Genomic DNA, 17,755 nt, shown 5'->3' with positions numbered 1-17,755 from the left:
ACGTGCCGATGGGGCCGTGTCCTACCCGCTGCCCTGGCTCAGCGCCCAAAGATGACGGCTTCGTTTTACCCCACGCACCCTCAGGAGCGCCCATGGCACGACCCCCTACCTCGCGCAGCGCGGCCCACAAATCGCCGTCTGCCCTGCCCTCTTCCACCCAGTCCGACAACTTTCGCGGCAACGCGGGCGAACTGCAGCAACAGGCCGGCGGCAAGCACCCGGTGCTGACCACGCAGCAGGGCATTCCGGTCGCCGACAACCAGAACTCGCTGCGCGCAGGGCCGCGCGGCCCGGCGCTGCTGGAAGACTTCATCCTGCGCGAGAAGATCACCCACTTTGACCATGAACGCATTCCCGAGCGCATCGTGCATGCACGGGGCACGGCGGCCCATGGCTTCTTTGAACTCACGCACTCGCTCAAGAAATACACCACTGCCAAGGTGCTGACCGAGACAGGCGTGCACACACCGGTGTTCACGCGCTTTTCTACCGTGGCTGGCGGCGCGGGCTCGGTGGACACGCCGCGTGATGTGCGCGGCTTTGCTGTCAAGTTCTACACGCCCGAAGGCAACTGGGACCTGGTGGGCAACAACATCCCCGTGTTTTTCATTCAGGACGCGATGAAGTTCCCGGACCTGGTGCACGCCGTAAAGATGGAGCCCGACCGGGGCTTTCCGCAAGCAGGTAGCGCGCACGACACCTTTTGGGACTTTGTCTCGCTGATGCCCGAAACCATGCACATGATCATGTGGGCCATGAGCGACCGCACCATCCCGCGCAGCCTGCGCACGATGGAGGGGTTTGGCGTGCACAGCTTTCGCCTGCTCAACGCAGCGGGCGAGAGCACGTTTGTGAAGTTCCACTGGCGCCCCAAGCTGGGCATCCAGTCCACCGTGTGGGACGAGGCCGTCAAGCTGCAATCGGCCGATAACGACTACCACCGCCGCGACCTGTTCGAGGCGATTGAGAGGGGCGACTTCCCCGAATGGGAGCTGTCGGTGCAGCTGTTCACCGAGCAGGATACCGAGCGTTTTCAGTTTGATCACTTGGACCCTACCAAGCTCATCCCTGAGGAATTGATCCCGCTGCAGCCCATCGGCCGCTTGGTGCTCAACCGCTGGCCCGACAACTTTTTTGCCGAAACCGAGCAGGTGGCCTTCTGCCCCGCCAACGTGCCGCCCGGCATCGACTTCAGCAACGACCCGTTGCTGCAGGGACGCCTTTTCTCGTACCTGGACACGCAGCTGTCGCGCCTGGGCGGGCCCAACTTTGCGCAGATCCCCATCAACGCGCCCAAGTGCCCGTTCCACAACCTGCAGCGCGACGGCCACATGCAGATGCAGGTGCCCAAGGGCCGCGTCAATTACGAGCCCAGCAGCCTGCAGGGCGACACGCCCCGTGCCTCGCTGGCGCAAGGCTTTCGCCACGTTGCCCAGGCAGACGACGGCGTGAAGGGCCGCGTGCGCCCCGAGAGCTTTGCCGACCACTACAGCCAGGCGCGCATGTTCTACCGCAGCCAGAGCCCGCTGGAGCAGGCGCACATGGCGTCAGCGCTGGTGTTCGAGCTGTCCAAGGTGGGCACACCCCATGTGCGCGAAGCCGTGGTGGGCCATCTGCAGCATGTGGATGCTGACCTGGCCCAGCGCGTGGCCGACGGCCTGGGCCTGCAAGCCCTGCCGCCTGCCCCCGCCACCACCGAGCCGGTGCAGGACCTGCCCCTGTCGCCCGCGCTGCGCATCATCGACCGCATGAAGCCCACGCTGCAGGGCCGGTGTATCGGCATCCTGGTGGCCGACGGCTCCAACGGCACCTCGGTGTCCAACCTGCGCAAGGCGCTGGAGAAGGTGGGCGCCACCGTGAAGATCGTCGCGCCCAAGGTGGGCGGCGCTGTGCTGAAAGACGGCACGCTGCTGCCCGCCGACGGCCAGCTGGCGGGCACCCCGTCGGCGGTGTTTGACGCCGTGGCCTCCATCCTGTCGCCCGACATGGGCGCACAGCTGGCTAAGGAGGCGGCGGCCGTGGATTGGTTCCGCGACGCGTTTGGCCACCTCAAGGCCATTGCCGCCTGCAAGGGCACGCGGGCCATCCTGCAGGCTGGTGGCATCGAGCCCGATGCGGGCGTGGTGGACCCGGCCGATGCGCAGGGCTTCATCGCCGCCGCCCAGACCCGCCAGTGGGACCGCGAGCCCCAAGTCCGCACGCTGGCCTGAACGCATCGCCCCCCTTTTTTGTTCACCCACCACCCAAGGAGTCACCATGCCCAAAAGCCACTACGACAGCCATCAACTCGACGACCTCGTCCTGCAGATGATGGAGACCGAACTCGGCGGCGAACAGGTGTACCGCACCGCCCTCACCTGCGCCATCAACCCCGACCTGAAGAAGGAATGGGAAGGCTATCTGGAAGAAACGCTGGCGCACCAGAACGTGGTGCGCGGCATCTGCGATGCGCTGGGCCTGGACCCCGATGCGCAGTCGCCCACGCGGGCCGTGGTCAAGCACATTGGCACCTCCCTGGTCCAGGCGATGCAGCTGGCCAAAAAGTCGGGCACGCCAGAGGCCGCACAGCTGGTGGCCTGCGAATGTGTGGTGCATGCCGAAACCAAGGACCACGCCAACTGGGAGCTGCTGGGCCAGGTGGCCAAGGTGGCGACGGGCGATGTGGGCCACACCCTCAAGGAGGCCCACAAGGCGGTGGAAAAAGACGAGGACCACCACCTGTACCACACCAAGGGCTGGTGCCGCGAACTGGCTATTCAGGCCCTGGGCATGCCCGCCGTGCTGCCCCCGCCCGAAGAGGTCAAGAACGTGGAGACCGCCATCGGCGCATCGCGCGCCGAGCAGCAGCGCACGGCCATGCTGTAACCGGGTTGCGGGCTGAGCGGCAGCCTCGCGACAGGATTCGCTCCTAAAAATATAGCTGCAAGCGCTTGATGCACTAGCGCTTGCAGCTATTTTTGTTGGATATCGGCAAAACTCGCCTCTCACGCCGATGGCGTTGAGATCTCCTGCGGCTCTGCAGCTCCGGGGGCTTCGGCCAGTATCGCCAGCCCTTTGCCGCTGCGCTTGCTGGTGTACAGCGCCCGGTCCGCCCGGTCCATGAGCGCCGGCATGGACTCCACCGCAGGGCCCTGGAACAAGGCCACCCCGATGCTCGCACCGGTCAGCACGTGTTGGCCACTGTCCAGCCCGATGGGTGCCACCAGCGCTGCCAATACCTTCTGGGCCATTTCCATGGCGGCCTCGGGGGACGCCACGGCGTTCAGCACCAGGGCAAATTCGTCGCCACCCAGGCGGGCGGCGGTGTCGTTGGCACGCGCCAGTCCGGCCAGACGCTGCCCCACACGCACCAGCACCTGGTCGCCACTGCCGTGCCCCAGACTGTCGTTCACGGCCTTGAAGCCATCCAGATCCACCAGCAGCAAGGCGCCAGCACGGTGGTCGCGGTAGGCCGTCAGCACCGCCTGCGACAAGCGGTCTTCAAACAGGCGCCGGTTGGGCAAGCCTGTCAGGCGGTCATGGCTGGCCAGGGCCAATACCTGCTGGTGGGCGCGCACCAGCCGCGCGCTCAACAGCCCCAGCACCAGCGCAAACGCATAGGCCAGCATCACCACCAGCACGGGTGCGCGGCCTGCAGCCCCCCAGCCACCGGTGGGCACGGCGCCCAGAATCCAGCTGCCGCCACCCGGCAAAGGCACATCGAGCGTGGCGGGCTCCTCGTCGAACAACTGGGATCGGCCAATGAACACCGCGCCCTGCGCGCCCATGGCATCCAGGCCGCGCGCCGCCACCTGAAAGCCCATCTGGTCGGAGTTCAGGCCCACATCGGCGAACAGGGTGTCGGCATTGACGGTGAGCGACACGATGCCCCAGTAACGGGGCCCGCCCACCGGTGCGCGCCCCGGCGGATGCGCCAGAAACACCGGCGTGCGGCTGATGATGCCCAGCCCCCCTTGCACCAGAGGAATGGGGCCCGCAACGACCGTGCGGCGGGTCTGGATGGCCCGCTCCACCGCGCCACGCTGCTGCGGGTTGTCCAGGTACCGCAGGCCAATCGCCCGCTCATTGCCCACGCGCGGGTACACGTCGCTGATGACGTTGTCAGGCGCCAGGGCCAGGTTGCGGATATTGCGCTGGTGCTCCAGCAGACGGCCCACCACGGTGGCAAAGATGTCGGGCGACATGCTGCCTTGCGCCGCAATGAAGGCGGACACCGTTTCCGGCACCGACAGCGTGCTCTGCAATTGCCGGTCCAGACGGTCGCGGATCTGCAGCAGGTGGCTTTGCGCCTGCGCAGCAATCTCGGCACGTGCCTTGGTGTGCGAGATATCGATGACCACCCAGGCCAGCAAGGCGGCCAGTGTGCTGCTGCACACGCCCACCGCAAGGGGCAGGTACCGGTGATGGATCCAGTTCGAAGGAAGGCGGCTGGTGGGCATGAAGAAGGTCCGGGGAGGGTGCCGGATGGTGCCATGGTCTGCGCAGCCCAGCCAGCACCGAATGCGCAGACGCTGAACGCGCGGATGGCATCCAGGCCGGTCGGGGCAAGGGTCTCACGTCGGCCCCTCAGGAGGCGCACCGCCGGCGCTGCGAATCCGGACGGGGTCAGGTGTATGACCCGCCGCCCGTTTGACAGCCCTTATTGCGCCACAAACCCGCTGGTCTTGATGATGCGCGTCCAGGCTTCGGTGTAGGCCTTTTCGCGCGTGGCCAGCTGCTGGGGCGACATGTAGCCCACCGTGAGGCCCATGGCAGTCAGATGTTCACGCACGTCGGGCTGGGCCACCACCTTGGCCAGCGCGTTCGAGAAGTCGGTGATGAACTTTTGCGGCGTGCCGGTGGGGGCGTAGATGCCGTAGTACGGCAGGTCTTCAAAGCCTTTGAGACCCATCTCGTCGAACGTGGGCACGTCGGGCATGGAGGCCTGGCGCTTGGTGCCCAGCACGCCCACCACACGCACCTTGCCAGCCTTGTGGTTTTCCATGAAGTCCTGCACCGAGGCCACGCCCGCGCTGATCTGGTTGCCCAGCATGTCGGCCATCATGGGGGCGCTGCCCCGGTAGGGTGCGGACACCAGGTCCAGCTGGTACTTCTGCCCGATCAGCTTGACCAGGAACTCTGGCGTGGACGCCGGGGCCGGAATGCCCACGGCCCCCTTGCCGCCGCCCGAGGCCTTGACCCAGCCCACGTACTCGGTGAAGGACGTGGCCGGCGTGCCGCCTGACACCGCAAACGCGTTCACAAACGTGGCAAAACCGCCCACCGCCACAAAGTCGCGCGCGGGTTCGTAGCCGGGGTTCTTCACCACCTGGGGCAGGATGGAAATGGTGTGGTCATGCGTTAGGAACAGCGTGGTGCCATCGGGCGCCGAGGCCTTGAGGGTCTGCGCGGCAATCTGGCCGCCCGCGCCGGGGCGGTTTTCCACCACCACGGGCTGGCCCAGCTCGTCCTTGAGCTTCTCGGACAAGGTGCGCGCAATGGCGTCCGTGCCGCCGCCGGGCGGAAAGCCCACGAGCAGGCGAATGGGCTTGGCCTGCTGGGCAGACGCCAGGCCCACGGCCAGTGCGGCCCCCACAAAAGCACCAGTGCGCACAAGGCGGGACAGCAGGCTGCGGCGAGAAGTTGTCATGAAAAAGCTCCAGGGTAGAAGGTCAAGCGGCGGTGCAAGGATCAGGCCAGGCGGGCGCGGTGGCGGGCCAGCTGGGCACGCACTTGCGCTGGGGCGGTACCGCCCAGCGTGTTACGGGCGTTGAGCGAGCCGCGCAGGCTCAGGCAATCGTACACATCCTTCTCGATGGCGGGGTGGAAGCCCTGCAGCACGTTCAGGGGCAGCTCCGACAGATCGCAGTTGTGCGAGGTTGCGGCCTTGACGGCGTGGGCCACGGTTTCGTGCGCGTCGCGGAAGGGCAGGCCCTTCTTGACCAGGTAGTCGGCCAGGTCGGTGGCGGTGGCGTAGCCCTTGAGCGCGGCCTGCTCCATGGCCTGGGCGTTGACGGTGATGCCGCCCTCTTTCTTGCCCGTGGCGGGGTTCAACTGGCCGCCGACCATCTCGGCGAAGATACGCAGCGTGTCCTTGAGCGTGTCCACGGTGTCGAACAGCGGTTCTTTGTCTTCCTGGTTGTCCTTGTTGTAGGCCAGGGGCTGGCCCTTCATCAGGGTGATCAAGCCCATGAGGTGGCCCACCACGCGGCCAGTCTTGCCGCGTGCGAGTTCAGGCACGTCGGGGTTTTTCTTCTGCGGCATGATGGACGAGCCAGTCGTAAAACGATCGGCGATCTTGATGAAGCCGAAGTTCTGGCTCATCCAGATGATGAGCTCTTCGGACAGGCGGCTTACGTGCACCATGCACAGGCTGGCGGCGGCGGTGAATTCGATGGCGAAGTCGCGGTCGCTCACGGCGTCCAGGCTGTTCTGGCAGACGCCCTCCATGCCCAGCGTGCGCGCCACGCGTTCGCGGTCCAGCGGGTAGGTGGTGCCGGCCAGGGCCGCGCTGCCCAGCGGCAGCACGTTGGTGCGGCGGCGCACGTCGGCCATGCGCTCGGCGTCGCGCTTGAACATTTCCACATAGGCCAGCATGTGGTGGCCAAAGCTCACAGGCTGCGCTACCTGCAGGTGGGTAAAGCCGGGCAGGATGACTTCCACGTTCTGTTCGGCCACGTCGACCAGCGATACCTGCAGCTCTTTTAGCAAGTCGCCGATCAGGTCAATCTCGCCGCGCAGCCACAGGCGCACGTCGGTGGCCACCTGGTCGTTGCGGCTGCGGCCGGTGTGCAGGCGCTTGCCCGCGTCGCCCACCAGCTGGGTGAGGCGGGCTTCAATGTTCAGGTGCACGTCTTCCAGGTCCAGCTTCCACTCAAAGGCGCCGGACTCGATCTCCTCTTTGATCTGCGCCATGCCACGCTGGATGGAGGCATGGTCTTCGGGGCTGATGATGCCTTGCGCGGCCAGCATTTCGGCGTGCGCCAGGCTGCCTGCAATGTCGGCCTGCCACAGGCGCTTGTCGAAGAACACGCTGGAGGTGTAGCGCTTGACCAGGTCGCTCATGGGCTCGGAAAACAGCGCCGACCAGGCCTGTGCCTTGGTGTCGAGCTGGTTGTGGGACGGCGCAGAGTCGGCGCTGGTGGCTTGGGCTTTGGACATAAGGAGGGCAATAATCCGATGGTTCAGACACCCGGACTGCCCGGATGCCGCAATGCAAAACACCCAAATTTTATCGACCCAGCCCCCGCCGCCGGATTCCGCCCTGCCACACAGGCCCGTGCGCAGCGTGCGGGCGGCTGCAGGCGCCGGCCCGGGCGGGCAGCCGCCACGCGGGCGGGCCCTGGTGTTCGATGCCTGCCAGGTCGGTGTGGTGCTGCGGGCCGTGCTGTTTGTGGAGGTGGTGGTGGGCGTGGGCGCCATGTACGGCGCCAGCAGCCCGTCCGCATGGCTGGCCAGCCTGGCGCTGCTGACCGGCGGCGCGCTGCCGGCCACGCTGGTGTGGCTGGTCACGGCGTGCAGCCTCAAGACGGTGCTGCAGCGGCTGTCCACCGCGCAGCAATATGCCGCCGGGGTGCTGCTGGGCGCCGTGGCGGGTGCCTGTGCCTGCGCCATGCTGGCGCTGGTGGGCCTGTCGGCATCGCCCCCCTGGCTGGCCAGCGCTGCCACCGGCGCATTGCTGGCAGCCATGCTGGTGGCCGCGCTGGTGCTGCGCGCCCGGGGCCGCACCCCGGCTGCCACCACGGCGCGCCTGACGGAGCTGCAGTCGCGCATCCGCCCGCATTTTTTGTTCAACACGCTCAACAGTGCCATTGCGCTGGTGCGTGAGGAGCCGGCCAAGGCCGAGTCGCTGCTCGAAGACCTGTCGGACCTGTTCCGCGTGGCCCTCATCGAGCAAGGCGAATCCACCACGCTGGCCGAGGAGATCACCCTGGCGCGGCGCTACCTGGGCATTGAGCAGGTGCGTTTTGGCAACCGCCTGCAGGTGCAGTGGAACCTGGACCCGCGCACCGACAGCGCGCGCCTGCCCCCGCTGCTGCTGCAGCCGCTGGTGGAAAACGCCGTCAAGCACGGCGTGGAGCCCAGCGCCCGGGGCGGCAAGCTGCGCGTGCTGACCGAGCTGCGCGGCAACCGCGTGGTGGTGCGCATCACCAACACCCTGCCCCCCAAGGAGGGCAAACCCGGCAGGCACGACGAGCCCAGCACACGGGGGCACGGCATCGCACTGGCCAACGTGCGCGCGCGGCTGGCCTTGCTGCACGACGTGCAGGGCGAGTTCACCGCCGGTGTGCAGGACGGGCTGTACCAGGTACGCATCACCCTGCCCGCTGCCGACCCCACGTCCCAGCCCACCTCCCGCCAGCGCAAGGCCCCACGCGGGCGTGGCGACCCACGCGGCAGCTCCCGCCGTGGCGTGGTCGCGCCCACCGAACCTACCCCCTCCAAACCCCATGAACATCCTGATCGTTGACGACGAAGCCCTGGCGCGCAGCCGCTTGCGCACCCTGCTGTCCGACTGCTCGGATATCCAGCGCTGCACGGTGGCCGAGGCCTCCAACGCCGCCGAGACCATGGCGCTGCTGGGCCCCACCGGGGGGCGTGCGTACGACCTCGTGCTGCTGGACATCCACATGCCGGGGCAGGACGGCCTGGCGCTGGCGCATGCGCTGCAGGCCCTGCCCCAGCCGCCGGCTGTGGTGTTTGTGACGGCCCATGCGGACCACGCGGTGAGCGCGTTCGAGCTGGACGCCGTGGACTACCTCACCAAACCCGTGCGCCGCGAGCGGCTGCAGCAGGCCCTGGCGAAGGTGCAACGCACCAGTCGCCCGGCAGGGCCCAGCGCCGTGCCCAGCCTGCCCGAGGGCGAAACCTTGCTGATCCAGGACCGGGGCCGCACCGAACGCCTGCCCCTGGCCGAGGTGCTGTACTTCAAGGCCGAGCAGAAGTACGTGACCGTGCGCACCACCACCCGCAGCTACATCATGGACGGCTCGCTGAGCGAGCTGGAAACCAAGTTTGCGCCGCGCTTTCTGCGCATCCACCGCAACGCACTCGTCGCACGCCGTGCCGTGCGCGCGCTGGAAAAGCACTACGACCCCGAAGAGGGCGAAGGCTGGGCCGTGCGGCTGCAGGGATCAACCGAACTGCTGGCGGTGTCGCGGCGGCAGGTGGCGGCCGTGCGCGAGGAACTGGCGCGCTAGCCGCGGGGCTGCACAGGCCTGTGGGGGCCTTGGAACACCCCTACGGATATTGTTGAGCCATTTTGGCCGCTAGCGCTAGTTCCATATACCCAAGCAGCTATCAATGAGATAGCAAATTCCCTGCAACGGCAGAAGGCGCAGCCACCAGCCGCCCTAACGCATCCACCCCCACCGGCGGGGTCGCCAGCCAGGGCAGCACGTAGGTACGCTGCGCCAGGCCGCTGGCAATGCGCGCGGCCTGCTGCTGCTCGCCCGCCAGCCGGGCCTGCAGCAGCGGGTCGCTGGTGCCCGTGGCCGCCACGCTTTTGTTGATGACCCAGGCCCAGGGCTCGATGCGGGCGCGGCGCAGGTCGTCTTGCAGCGCAGCGGCCTGGCTCACGGGGGTGACCTCGGGCAGCGTGACGATGACCACGTGGGTCATGTCGGCGTCCTGCAGGCGCATCAGCGGCGTGATGATGTGTTTGGCGTTCGCACTGCCTTCGTACTGCTGCGTCATCTGCCGGTGGTAGGCGCCGGTGGCGTCCATCAGCAGCAGGCTGTGGCCAGTGGGAGCCGTGTCCAGCACCACAAAAGCGCTGCGGGCCTCGTTCACCACGCGGCTGAAGGCGTGGAACACGGCCACCTCTTCGGTGCAGGGTGACTGCAGGTCTTCCAGCAGCAGGGCGCGGCCCGCGTCGTCCAGCGCCTTGCCCCGCGTGGCCATGATCTTGTCGATGTAGGCCTGGGTTTCAGCATGGGGGTCGATGCGCCCCACCTTCAGCCCCGGCAGGCTGCCATCGAGCTGACTTTGCACATGGGCGGCCGGGTCGGTAGTGGTGAGGTGCACGCTGTGCCCACGCTGCACCAGCCCCACGGCCAGTGCGGCAGCAATGGTGGTTTTGCCCACGCCGCCCTTGCCCATCACCATGATCAGGCCGTGGCCTTTGGCGGCCAGCGCGTCGGCCAGGGCTGCGAGCGGTTCGGCCTGCAAGGGCGTTGCGGCTGTGGCGCTGAGCGCACTGGAAGGCACGTCGCCGCCGCTCAGCAATGCCCGCAGCGCAGGCAGGCCCACCGTGTCAAAGGCGCGCAGCGGCACCTCGTCGCGCGGCAGTTGCGCCAGCGCATCTGGCATCTGGTCCAGGGCCTGACGACCCAGGGCCTCGATGGCATCGGCCACCGCGTCCTGCCCCGGCTGGCTGGCACGGAACACACCGTTGATGGCCAGGCGCTGGTGGGCCAAGCCCAGGGCGCGCAGCTCCACTGCCGTGCGTGCGGCCTCCTGCATGGGGCGGGGGTCGGGGCGGGTGACCAGCACCACGGTGGTCAGCGCCGGGTCGCTCAGCGCGGCCAGAGCGGCGTTGAAGCGCGCCTCCTGCATCTTGAGGCCTGAGTGCGGGCCCAGGCACGAGGCGCCGCGATCATTGCCCGCCAAGAATCCGGTCCAGGCCTTGGGCAGACTCAGCAGGCGCAGCGTGTGGCCGGTGGGTGCGGTGTCAAACACCACATGGTCGAACTGGTGGCCCACCGCATCGCCTTCGCTGGCCAGCAAGGCCGCAAATTCGTCGAACGCCGCGATCTCGGTCGTGCAGGCGCCCGAGAGCTGCTCCCTCACGGTGGAGCGCTCGTCACTGGTGGCCGTGGCCTCCAGCTGCGCCAGCACACGCTGTCGATAGGCTTCGGCCGCCGTGTCGGGGTCGATGTTGAGCATGTGCAACCCCGGCACGCCGGGCACAGCCACAGGCTGGTTGGACAGCGGCACGCCCAGCATTTCATCGAGATTGGAGGCTGCATCGGTGCTGACCAGCAGCACCTGCCGCCCGGCATCCGCCAGGGCAATGGCCGTGGCGGTGGACAGCGAGGTTTTGCCCACCCCGCCCTTGCCGGTGAAGAACAGAAAACGCGTGGGCTGGTCGAGCAGGCCCAGCGAGACGGTGCTGGCGTGTGGAGCGGTCATGCGTCCAGCATGGCACAACCGCCTGGTGCCGCCTTGAGCAAAGTCAAGCCCCCCCCCCGCGCGTCAATGCGCGTGTGCCGCCCCGCTTACCAGCGTCACGATCACCATGCCCGCGATCAGCCAGGCGATCTGCGCAATGGTTTCCCTGGCCGTGAGGCGCTTTTGTAGTTGGGGGATCAAATCGGCCAGCGCCACGTACACAAAGCTGCTGGAGGCCACCGCCAAAAAGTACGGCAGGAAGTCCTGCAACTGGCCCACCAGAAAGTAGCCCACCACGCCGCCCAGCGCCGTCACCGCGCCTGCCAGCGACACCTTCACCAGCGCCATGCGGCGGTTGGGACTGGTCTGGCGCAGCACCACCAGGTCGCCCATGTGGTGCGGCACCTCGTGCGCCAGCACCGACACAGCGGCGATCACGCCCAGGCGGATGTCAGCCATGAAGGCGGACGCGATCAGGATGCCGTCGCCAAAACAATGCACGCTGTCGCCCGTCAGCACCGCCCAGCCGCCCGAACGGGGGCCGTGGTGATGGTGGTAGGCATGGCCATGGCTGTGGTCATGCGCGTGGCCGTGGCCGTGGTCGTGCGGGGCGTGGCTGTGTGCGGCGGTCTCCGCGTGGCTGTGCTCGTGCCCGTGGTGCCACAGCTCGGCCTTGTCGAGCAGGAAGAAGAAAACCACACCCACCAGCAGGGTGGCAAACAGGTCGTGCGCACCCGCCTGACTCTCGAACGCCTCGGGCAGCAGGTGCATGAAGGCCGTGGCCAGCAGGGCGCCCGCGGCCAGGCTCAGCAGGTGCTGGGGGCCCACGCTGTCGGTGCGCCCGCCCAGGCCCAGCCGCATGAGCAAGGCGGCCAGCCACACGCTGCCGATACCAGCGGCCAGGGTGGCCAGAATGATTGCTACCAAAGTCATAGCTTGTTGCGCTTTATCTGTATGCCTTAAAACCTGTTCAAACTCTGCACGCCCGATGCAAGATGAAAAAAGCCGCCCCGGGTGTGGGGCGGCTGTGGGTGGCCTGCTGGGCCGGGGGTTTGTGCATCAAACCACACCGTGCGTCTTGAACCAGGCCAGCGCACGCTTCCAGCCGTCTTCGGCCGCTTCCTTGCGGTAGCTGGCGCGGTAGTCGGCATGGAAGGCGTGCGGTGCATCGGGGTACACCACAAATTCCGACGCCTTGGCCTGCGGCGAGCCGCTGGACAAGGCCGCTTTCATCTTATCAACCGTGTCAAGGGGGATGCCGGTGTCTTTTTCTCCATACAGGCCGAGCACCGGCGCCTTGAGAATAGGCGCCAGGTCCACGGGGTGCTTGGGGGTGAGTTCGCTGGCCTGGCCTACCAGTCGTCCGTACCACGCCACGCCAGCCTTGACGGGGCCATGGGCGGCATACAGCCAGGTGATGCGGCCGCCCCAGCAAAAGCCGGTGATACCCACCCGGGCGCCATCGCCCCCGTTGGCGGTGGCCCAGGCCACGGCGCCATCCAGGTCGGCCATCACCTGGGCATCTGGCACCTTGGACACCACTTCGGCCATCAGCTTGGCGATGTCGGTGTAGGCAGAGGCGTCGCCCTGGCGCGCGTACAGCTGGGGCGCAATAGCCAGGTAACCCGCCTTGGCAAAACGGCGGCAGGTGTCGGCGATGTACTCGTGCACACCAAAAATCTCCTGGATCACCAGCACCACGGGCAGGCCGGTCTTGCCTGCGGGCGCCGCGCGGTAGGCGGGCACCTTGAAACCGTTGACCGTGAAGCTCACCTCCCCCACCGTCAGGCCGTCTGCCGGCGTTGCAATGGCCGTCTGCGCCATGATGGGTGCGGCTGCGGCCGCATAACCCAGGCCCAGCGCTGCCTGCAGCGCAGTGCGGCGCGTGGCGCCCGCTTCGGTGGTGCGGCCGGGCAACAGCGCCTGGGCGTCGGCATGGAGGTCGTCATTGAACATCGGTTTTCTCCAAAAGAAGGGATGGGCAAGGGGTGAAAAGTGCCAGCCCCGGAGTCTATGGGGTTTGCATCGCCTCCGCATTTTCGGATACCGGAAAACGGGGAGCGCTGCTAGACTTTCTGCGAGCACCGTCGTCAGGGGCCTGTGTCCACGGACCGCCGCCACTCAGACGTCTGCTCGCCCGCCCCTTTGTTGTAGATTTTTTTCTCACCCCCACCCGCCCGACCACTTTCCGCAGACCCTCGCAACGGCCCCAGCGCATGCCCCCTCACCCCACGCCCCTCCCCCTGCGCGGACAGCTGCTGGTCCGGCTGGTGGCCGGGATTTGTGGAGCCGGGGGCCTGGGGCTGCTGACCTGGGCCCTGGCCCGCCAGAGCATGGACCCCGCCATGCGCCTGGCCAGCGTGGGCGCCGGGCTGGGGCTGGTGGCCAGCGCCGTGCTGTGCTGGTGGCTCAGCCTGCGGCTGGTGGCGATGCATGCCACCGCCAGGGCCGCCCAGGACGCCGCGCAGCGGGCCACCAACCAGCTCTGCGCCACGCTCGACATCCTGCCCGACGGCCTGGCCATCTACGACGCCGACGACCGCCTGGTGCTGTGCAATCCCCGTTACCGGGAAGTCAGCCCCGGCACCACCATGGCCGTCGAGTACGGCACCCGCTTTGAAGATGTGCTGCGCCGGGCAGCCGAGTCCGGCCACATCGTGGCCGCACGGCAAGACACCAACGCCTGGCTGGCCGACCGCATGGCCCGCCACCGCGCCCCCGGCCAGCCCGAGGTGCAGGAGGTCGAGGGCGACCGCTGGATGCTCATCACCGAGCGCCTGCAAGAGGGCGGCGGCATGGTGGTGCTGCGCGCCGACATCACGGACGCGGTGCACAAGGAGCGTGCGCTCAAGCAGGCCCTGCATGATGCCGAACGTGCCGAACGCAGCCTGCGCGAAGCCGTCAACGCCATGCCCGCCGGGCTGGACATCTACGACGAACAAGACCGGCTGGTGCTGTGCAATGACCAGATGGCGCGCCTGCGTCCGCACCTGCCCGTGGCGGAGTCCCTGGGCAAGACCTACGAAGAACTGCTGCGCGAAGGTCTGCGCTACGGCATCCCCGAGGAAGCCAAGGGCCAGGAAGAACTGTGGCTGGCCCACGAGCTGGCCATCCGAGGCCACCGGCCTGGCCCCGAGGTGCGCCACTACCCCAACGGCACGTGGATGCACATGCACGAATGCCGCACCCCGTCCGGCATGACGGTGTGCGTGCGCCTGGACATCAGCGACCTGATCGAACAGCGCCAGAAGGTCGAGGCCGCCCGCCAGGAAAGCCAGCGCATGCGCCAGCTGCTGGAGCGCGCGGTGGAGGCACTGCCCGTGGGCATCGAGATCTTCGACGAGCAGGACCGGCTGGTGCTCTACAACCAGCAGCTGTCCCGCATGTACCCCTACATCGACTATGCCGAGCACCTGGGCAAGGGGTTTGTGGACATCCTGCGCTATTCGGTCTCGCGCGGCCTGATCCCTTCGGCCAAGGGACGCGAAGAGGCCTGGATCGCAGAGCGCCTGTCGGAGCATGGCAGCAGCACCTCCACCCTGGTGCAGCGCCTGAGCGACGGCCGCTGGATCAACATCTACGAAACCCGCACCCCCGAGAACTACGTGGTGGCCGTGCGGCTGGACATCACCAACCTCATCGAGCAACGCCAGGCCCTGGAGGCCGCCCAACAGGCCGCGCAACAGGCGCGCCAGCTGCTGCAGGACGCCGTGGAGTCGCTGCCCGAGGGGTTTGCCCTGTTCGATGCAGAAGACAAGCTCGTGGTGTGCAACGCCCAGTACCGGCGCCTGTACCCCATCTCGGCCCCCATGATCGTGCCCGGCAGCACGTTTGAGCAGATCGCGCGCTACGGCGCGGAGCGCGGCCAGTACCCCGACGCCGTTGGCAACGAAGAAGCCTGGCTCGCCCAGCGCATGGCCGACCACCGTGCGGCCAACCACGCCGTGCTGCAGCGTCTGCCCGAGGGCCGCTGGCTGCAGGCCGACGAGCGGCGCACCCCCCAGGGCGGCATCGCCGGTGTGCGCACCGACGTCACCCAGCTGGTGCGCAAGGAACAGGAACTGGCCGCCGCCAACGCCAAGCTGGCCCTGCTGTCCACCACCGACGGCGTGACGGGCATTGGCAACCGCCGGCGCTTTGACGAGCGGCTGGCCACCGAATGGATGCGCTGCGGGCGGCACCAGCTGCCGCTGGCCGTGATCCTGATCGACATCGACCACTTCAAGCTCTACAACGACCACTACGGCCATCTGGCCGGTGACGAATGCCTGCGCCGCGTGGCGCAGCTGCTGCAGGGCACCATCCGCCGGGCCGACGAGGTGGCTGCGCGCTACGGCGGCGAGGAGTTTGTGTTGTTGCTGCCCGATGTGCCCCTGCCCGAGGCCGTAACGGTGGCAGAGCGCTGCATGGCCAGCCTGCGCGAGGCGGCCCTGGCCCACCCCCGCTCTCCCACGGCGCCCTACATCACGGCGAGCATGGGCATTGCCAGCCTGGTGCCACGCCCCGGCACCAGTTCTGACACACTCGTGCACGCGGCCGATGCGGCCCTGTACCGCGCCAAGTACGGGGGGCGCAACCGCTTCGAGGTCTTTACGCCTCCGCAGTGACCGTGTTGCCTGCGGGGTAGCGACGGACTGAGGAGGTTTGCCCCGGGCCCTCGGTTTCTTGCACGCTTCACCTTCTTCGCAGGACAACGCTGATGAACATTTTGCTCACCGGCTCCACGGGTTTTGTGGGCCACACTGTGGCTGCCGCACTCACCCGGGCAGGACACCAGGTGCACGGCGGCGTATCGCCCCGCCATCGGTCACCCGGCGCCTTGCAGGTGCCCATGGACTTTGCGCGGGACACCTCGGCCCAGGCCTGGCTGCCGCGCCTGGCGGGTATCGATGCGGTGGTCAACGCCGTGGGGGTACTGCGCAACAGCCGTGCGCGCCCGATTGATGCCGTGCACCAGCACACGCCCGTCGCGCTGTTTGACGCCTGCGCCCAGGCGGGCGTGCGGCGCGTGGTGCATATCTCGGCCTTGGGCATTGAAGGCAGCGCCACCCGCTACGCCACCACCAAACGCGCGGCAGACACGCACCTGCTGGCGCTGTCCCAACAAGGGGCATTGCACCCGGCCATCCTGCGCCCCAGTGTGGTGTTTGGCAAAGGCGGTGACAGCAGCGCGCTGTTCATGAACCTGGCGCGCCTGCCGGTGGCACTGTTCCCCGGCCCCATGCTCACGGCGCGGGTGCAGCCCGTGTCGGTGCACGACCTGGCCGCCGCCATCGTTGCCCTGCTGGGCCCTGCCATCGCCACGCAGGGCATTGTCGAGTGCGCAGGCCCCGAGGCCCTGACCATGGGCGACTTCATTGCGAGCCTGCGCCTGCAACTGGGCCATGGCAAGGCGCATGTACTGCGTCTGCCCGACCCGCTCACCCAGCTGAGCGCTCGCCTGGGCGACGCCGTGCCCAGCGTGCCCTGGTGCACCGAAACCCTGACCATGCTGGGCAGCGACAACGTCGGCAACCCCGCCGTGTTCGAACAGCTGCTGGGCCGCAAGGCAGTGCACTACAGCCAGCTGGTGGCAACTGCCTGGCGGTGATGCGCACAGGCTGGGCCCTTGTCACTGGGGCACGTAGTCCGACGGATACCGCAGCGAATCCACCAGCAGGTGCGACATACGCATGCCCAGGTTGATGCCGTGGGGTGGAATGGGCTGGGTGAACCACTTGTCGTACAGGCGATGCAGCTCCCGCGTCTGGATGAGCCGCCGCAGCTCGGCGTCGACCACGGCCTTGAGTGCCGGGTCGCTGCGGTCAAACGCCACGGCATAGGGCTCGATGGTCATGGGCTTGCCAATCACCTTCAGGTCTTGTGGACGCGCATGGCTGGCACGCAGGCCATAGAGCAGCACATCGTCCATCGCAAAGCCGTCCACCTTGCCATCCACCACCCAGCCGAAGCCCTCGGCATGGTCCCGGGCGGGCTCGATGCGCAGGCGCACCGATTTGTTGGCGGCCTCGCGCGCCAGCGACTCGATGTTGGTGGTGCCCACCGTCGAGGCAACGGTCTTGCCGTCCAGGTCTTCAATGCGCTCGTAGGGGCGCTGGCTCTGCACCACGATGCGCGACGACGCAATGAAGTGCGCAATGGTGAAGGCCACCCGCTGCCTGCGCGCGGCCGTGTTGGTGGTGGAGCCGCATTCCAGGTCCACCTCGCCGCGCTCGATGGCCTCAAAGCGGTTGCCCGACGTGACCTGCCGGAAGTCCACCCGCAAATCCCGCCGCTGCAGATGGCGCCCGATGGCCTGCGCAATCTGCAGGCACACATCCACGCTGTAGCCCATGGGCACCCCATTGGCCACGTAAGACATGGGCATAGAAGACTCACGGTGGCCGATGACCACCACCCCGGAGGCCTGGATGCGCTGCAGCGTCCTGCCCGGCGGCTGGGCAGAGAGCGCAGCGACGGTGGCAGACGCGCCTGCCTTGGGCAGTAACGATGGGCTAGCTGCCGCACCACTGCTCTGCGCCATGGCGCCCGCCATGGGCCCCATGGCACAGGCGATCAGGGCACACACCAGTCCCCGTCTCGGTAGGGTTGCTCCAAAGCCCATGGCTTACCTCTCATCAATCTGGATAACTGCCGCCGTCGAAGTGGCCTTTGTTTGCCCTTT

General features: G+C 67.6%; 13 protein-coding genes. 6 read left to right on the top strand and 7 right to left on the bottom strand.

Features of this window, described 5'->3' with window-relative positions; genetic code table 11:
• Positions 1–92: 92 nt before the first annotated feature.
• Together ACT531_RS08615 and ACT531_RS08610 are read left to right on the top strand one after the other, a co-directional pair.
• Positions 93–2,210 carry a catalase gene (locus ACT531_RS08615; RefSeq protein WP_476017155.1) on the top strand — a complete coding sequence of 706 codons (2,118 nt, stop codon included), beginning with the start codon at positions 93–95 and terminating at the stop codon, positions 2,208–2,210.
• Positions 2,211–2,256: 46 nt separating this feature from the next.
• The gene (locus ACT531_RS08610; protein ID WP_476017154.1) at positions 2,257–2,865 is read left to right on the top strand and encodes a hypothetical protein; all 609 of its coding nucleotides are present in this window, start codon (positions 2,257–2,259) and stop codon (positions 2,863–2,865) included.
• A gap of 119 nt (positions 2,866–2,984) precedes the next feature.
• On the opposite strand, the gene ACT531_RS08605 is transcribed toward ACT531_RS08610, so the two are convergent.
• The 3 genes from ACT531_RS08605 to argH all read right to left on the bottom strand — a co-directional run bounded on the left by ACT531_RS08605 (position 2,985) and on the right by argH (position 7,140).
• Positions 2,985–4,439, bottom strand: a complete 1,455-nt coding sequence (locus tag ACT531_RS08605) for a diguanylate cyclase domain-containing protein (RefSeq protein WP_476017153.1) — start codon at positions 4,437–4,439, stop codon at positions 2,985–2,987.
• Between the two features lie 200 nt (positions 4,440–4,639).
• A complete protein-coding gene (locus tag ACT531_RS08600) occupies positions 4,640–5,629 on the bottom strand; it encodes a Bug family tripartite tricarboxylate transporter substrate binding protein (RefSeq protein WP_476017152.1) in 990 nt (329 codons plus the stop codon).
• Positions 5,630–5,670: 41 nt separating this feature from the next.
• A complete protein-coding gene (gene argH / locus ACT531_RS08595; protein WP_476017151.1) occupies positions 5,671–7,140 on the bottom strand; it encodes an argininosuccinate lyase in 1,470 nt (489 codons plus the stop codon).
• A gap of 52 nt (positions 7,141–7,192) precedes the next feature.
• Between argH and ACT531_RS08590 the strand changes: the two genes are divergently transcribed.
• Together ACT531_RS08590 and ACT531_RS08585 are read left to right on the top strand one after the other, a co-directional pair.
• A complete protein-coding gene (locus ACT531_RS08590) occupies positions 7,193–8,449 on the top strand; it encodes a sensor histidine kinase (protein WP_476017150.1) in 1,257 nt (418 codons plus the stop codon).
• Complete coding sequence (locus tag ACT531_RS08585; RefSeq protein ID WP_015013141.1) at positions 8,430–9,179, top strand: LytR/AlgR family response regulator transcription factor; 750 nt, start codon at positions 8,430–8,432, stop codon at positions 9,177–9,179. The genes ACT531_RS08590 and ACT531_RS08585 overlap by 20 nt, the downstream gene beginning before the upstream one ends.
• A 100-nt stretch (positions 9,180–9,279) precedes the next feature.
• Here ACT531_RS08585 and arsA read toward each other — a convergent pair whose 3' ends face one another.
• The 3 genes from arsA to ACT531_RS08570 form a co-directional block, all read right to left on the bottom strand.
• Positions 9,280–11,112, bottom strand: a complete 1,833-nt coding sequence (gene arsA, locus ACT531_RS08580) for an arsenical pump-driving ATPase (RefSeq protein WP_476017149.1) — start codon at positions 11,110–11,112, stop codon at positions 9,280–9,282.
• Positions 11,113–11,175: 63 nt separating this feature from the next.
• Positions 11,176–12,024 carry a ZIP family metal transporter gene (locus ACT531_RS08575; RefSeq protein ID WP_476017148.1) on the bottom strand — a complete coding sequence of 283 codons (849 nt, stop codon included), beginning with the start codon at positions 12,022–12,024 and terminating at the stop codon, positions 11,176–11,178.
• A gap of 126 nt (positions 12,025–12,150) precedes the next feature.
• On the bottom strand, positions 12,151–13,047 hold the full coding sequence (locus tag ACT531_RS08570; protein ID WP_015013138.1) for a dienelactone hydrolase family protein: 897 nt from the start codon (positions 13,045–13,047) through the stop codon (positions 12,151–12,153).
• Between the two features lie 260 nt (positions 13,048–13,307).
• On the opposite strand from ACT531_RS08570, the gene ACT531_RS08565 reads away from it, so the two are divergent.
• Both ACT531_RS08565 and ACT531_RS08560 read left to right on the top strand, forming a co-directional pair.
• A complete protein-coding gene (locus ACT531_RS08565) occupies positions 13,308–15,698 on the top strand; it encodes a sensor domain-containing diguanylate cyclase (RefSeq protein WP_476017147.1) in 2,391 nt (796 codons plus the stop codon).
• 92 nt (positions 15,699–15,790) lie between these two features.
• Entirely contained in the window at positions 15,791–16,681 is an 891-nt protein-coding gene (locus ACT531_RS08560; protein WP_476017146.1) for an NAD-dependent epimerase/dehydratase family protein, read from the top strand.
• 21 nt (positions 16,682–16,702) lie between these two features.
• Here ACT531_RS08560 and ACT531_RS08555 read toward each other — a convergent pair whose 3' ends face one another.
• Entirely contained in the window at positions 16,703–17,659 is a 957-nt protein-coding gene (locus tag ACT531_RS08555) for an amino acid ABC transporter substrate-binding protein (protein ID WP_476017145.1), read from the bottom strand.
• Positions 17,660–17,755 lie beyond the last annotated feature (96 nt).

It is taken from the genome of Acidovorax sp. DMC1, assembly GCF_056314325.1.
The sequence above is the reverse complement of the archived record's forward strand: the minus strand, read 5'-3'. Positions and strand labels throughout refer to the sequence as shown.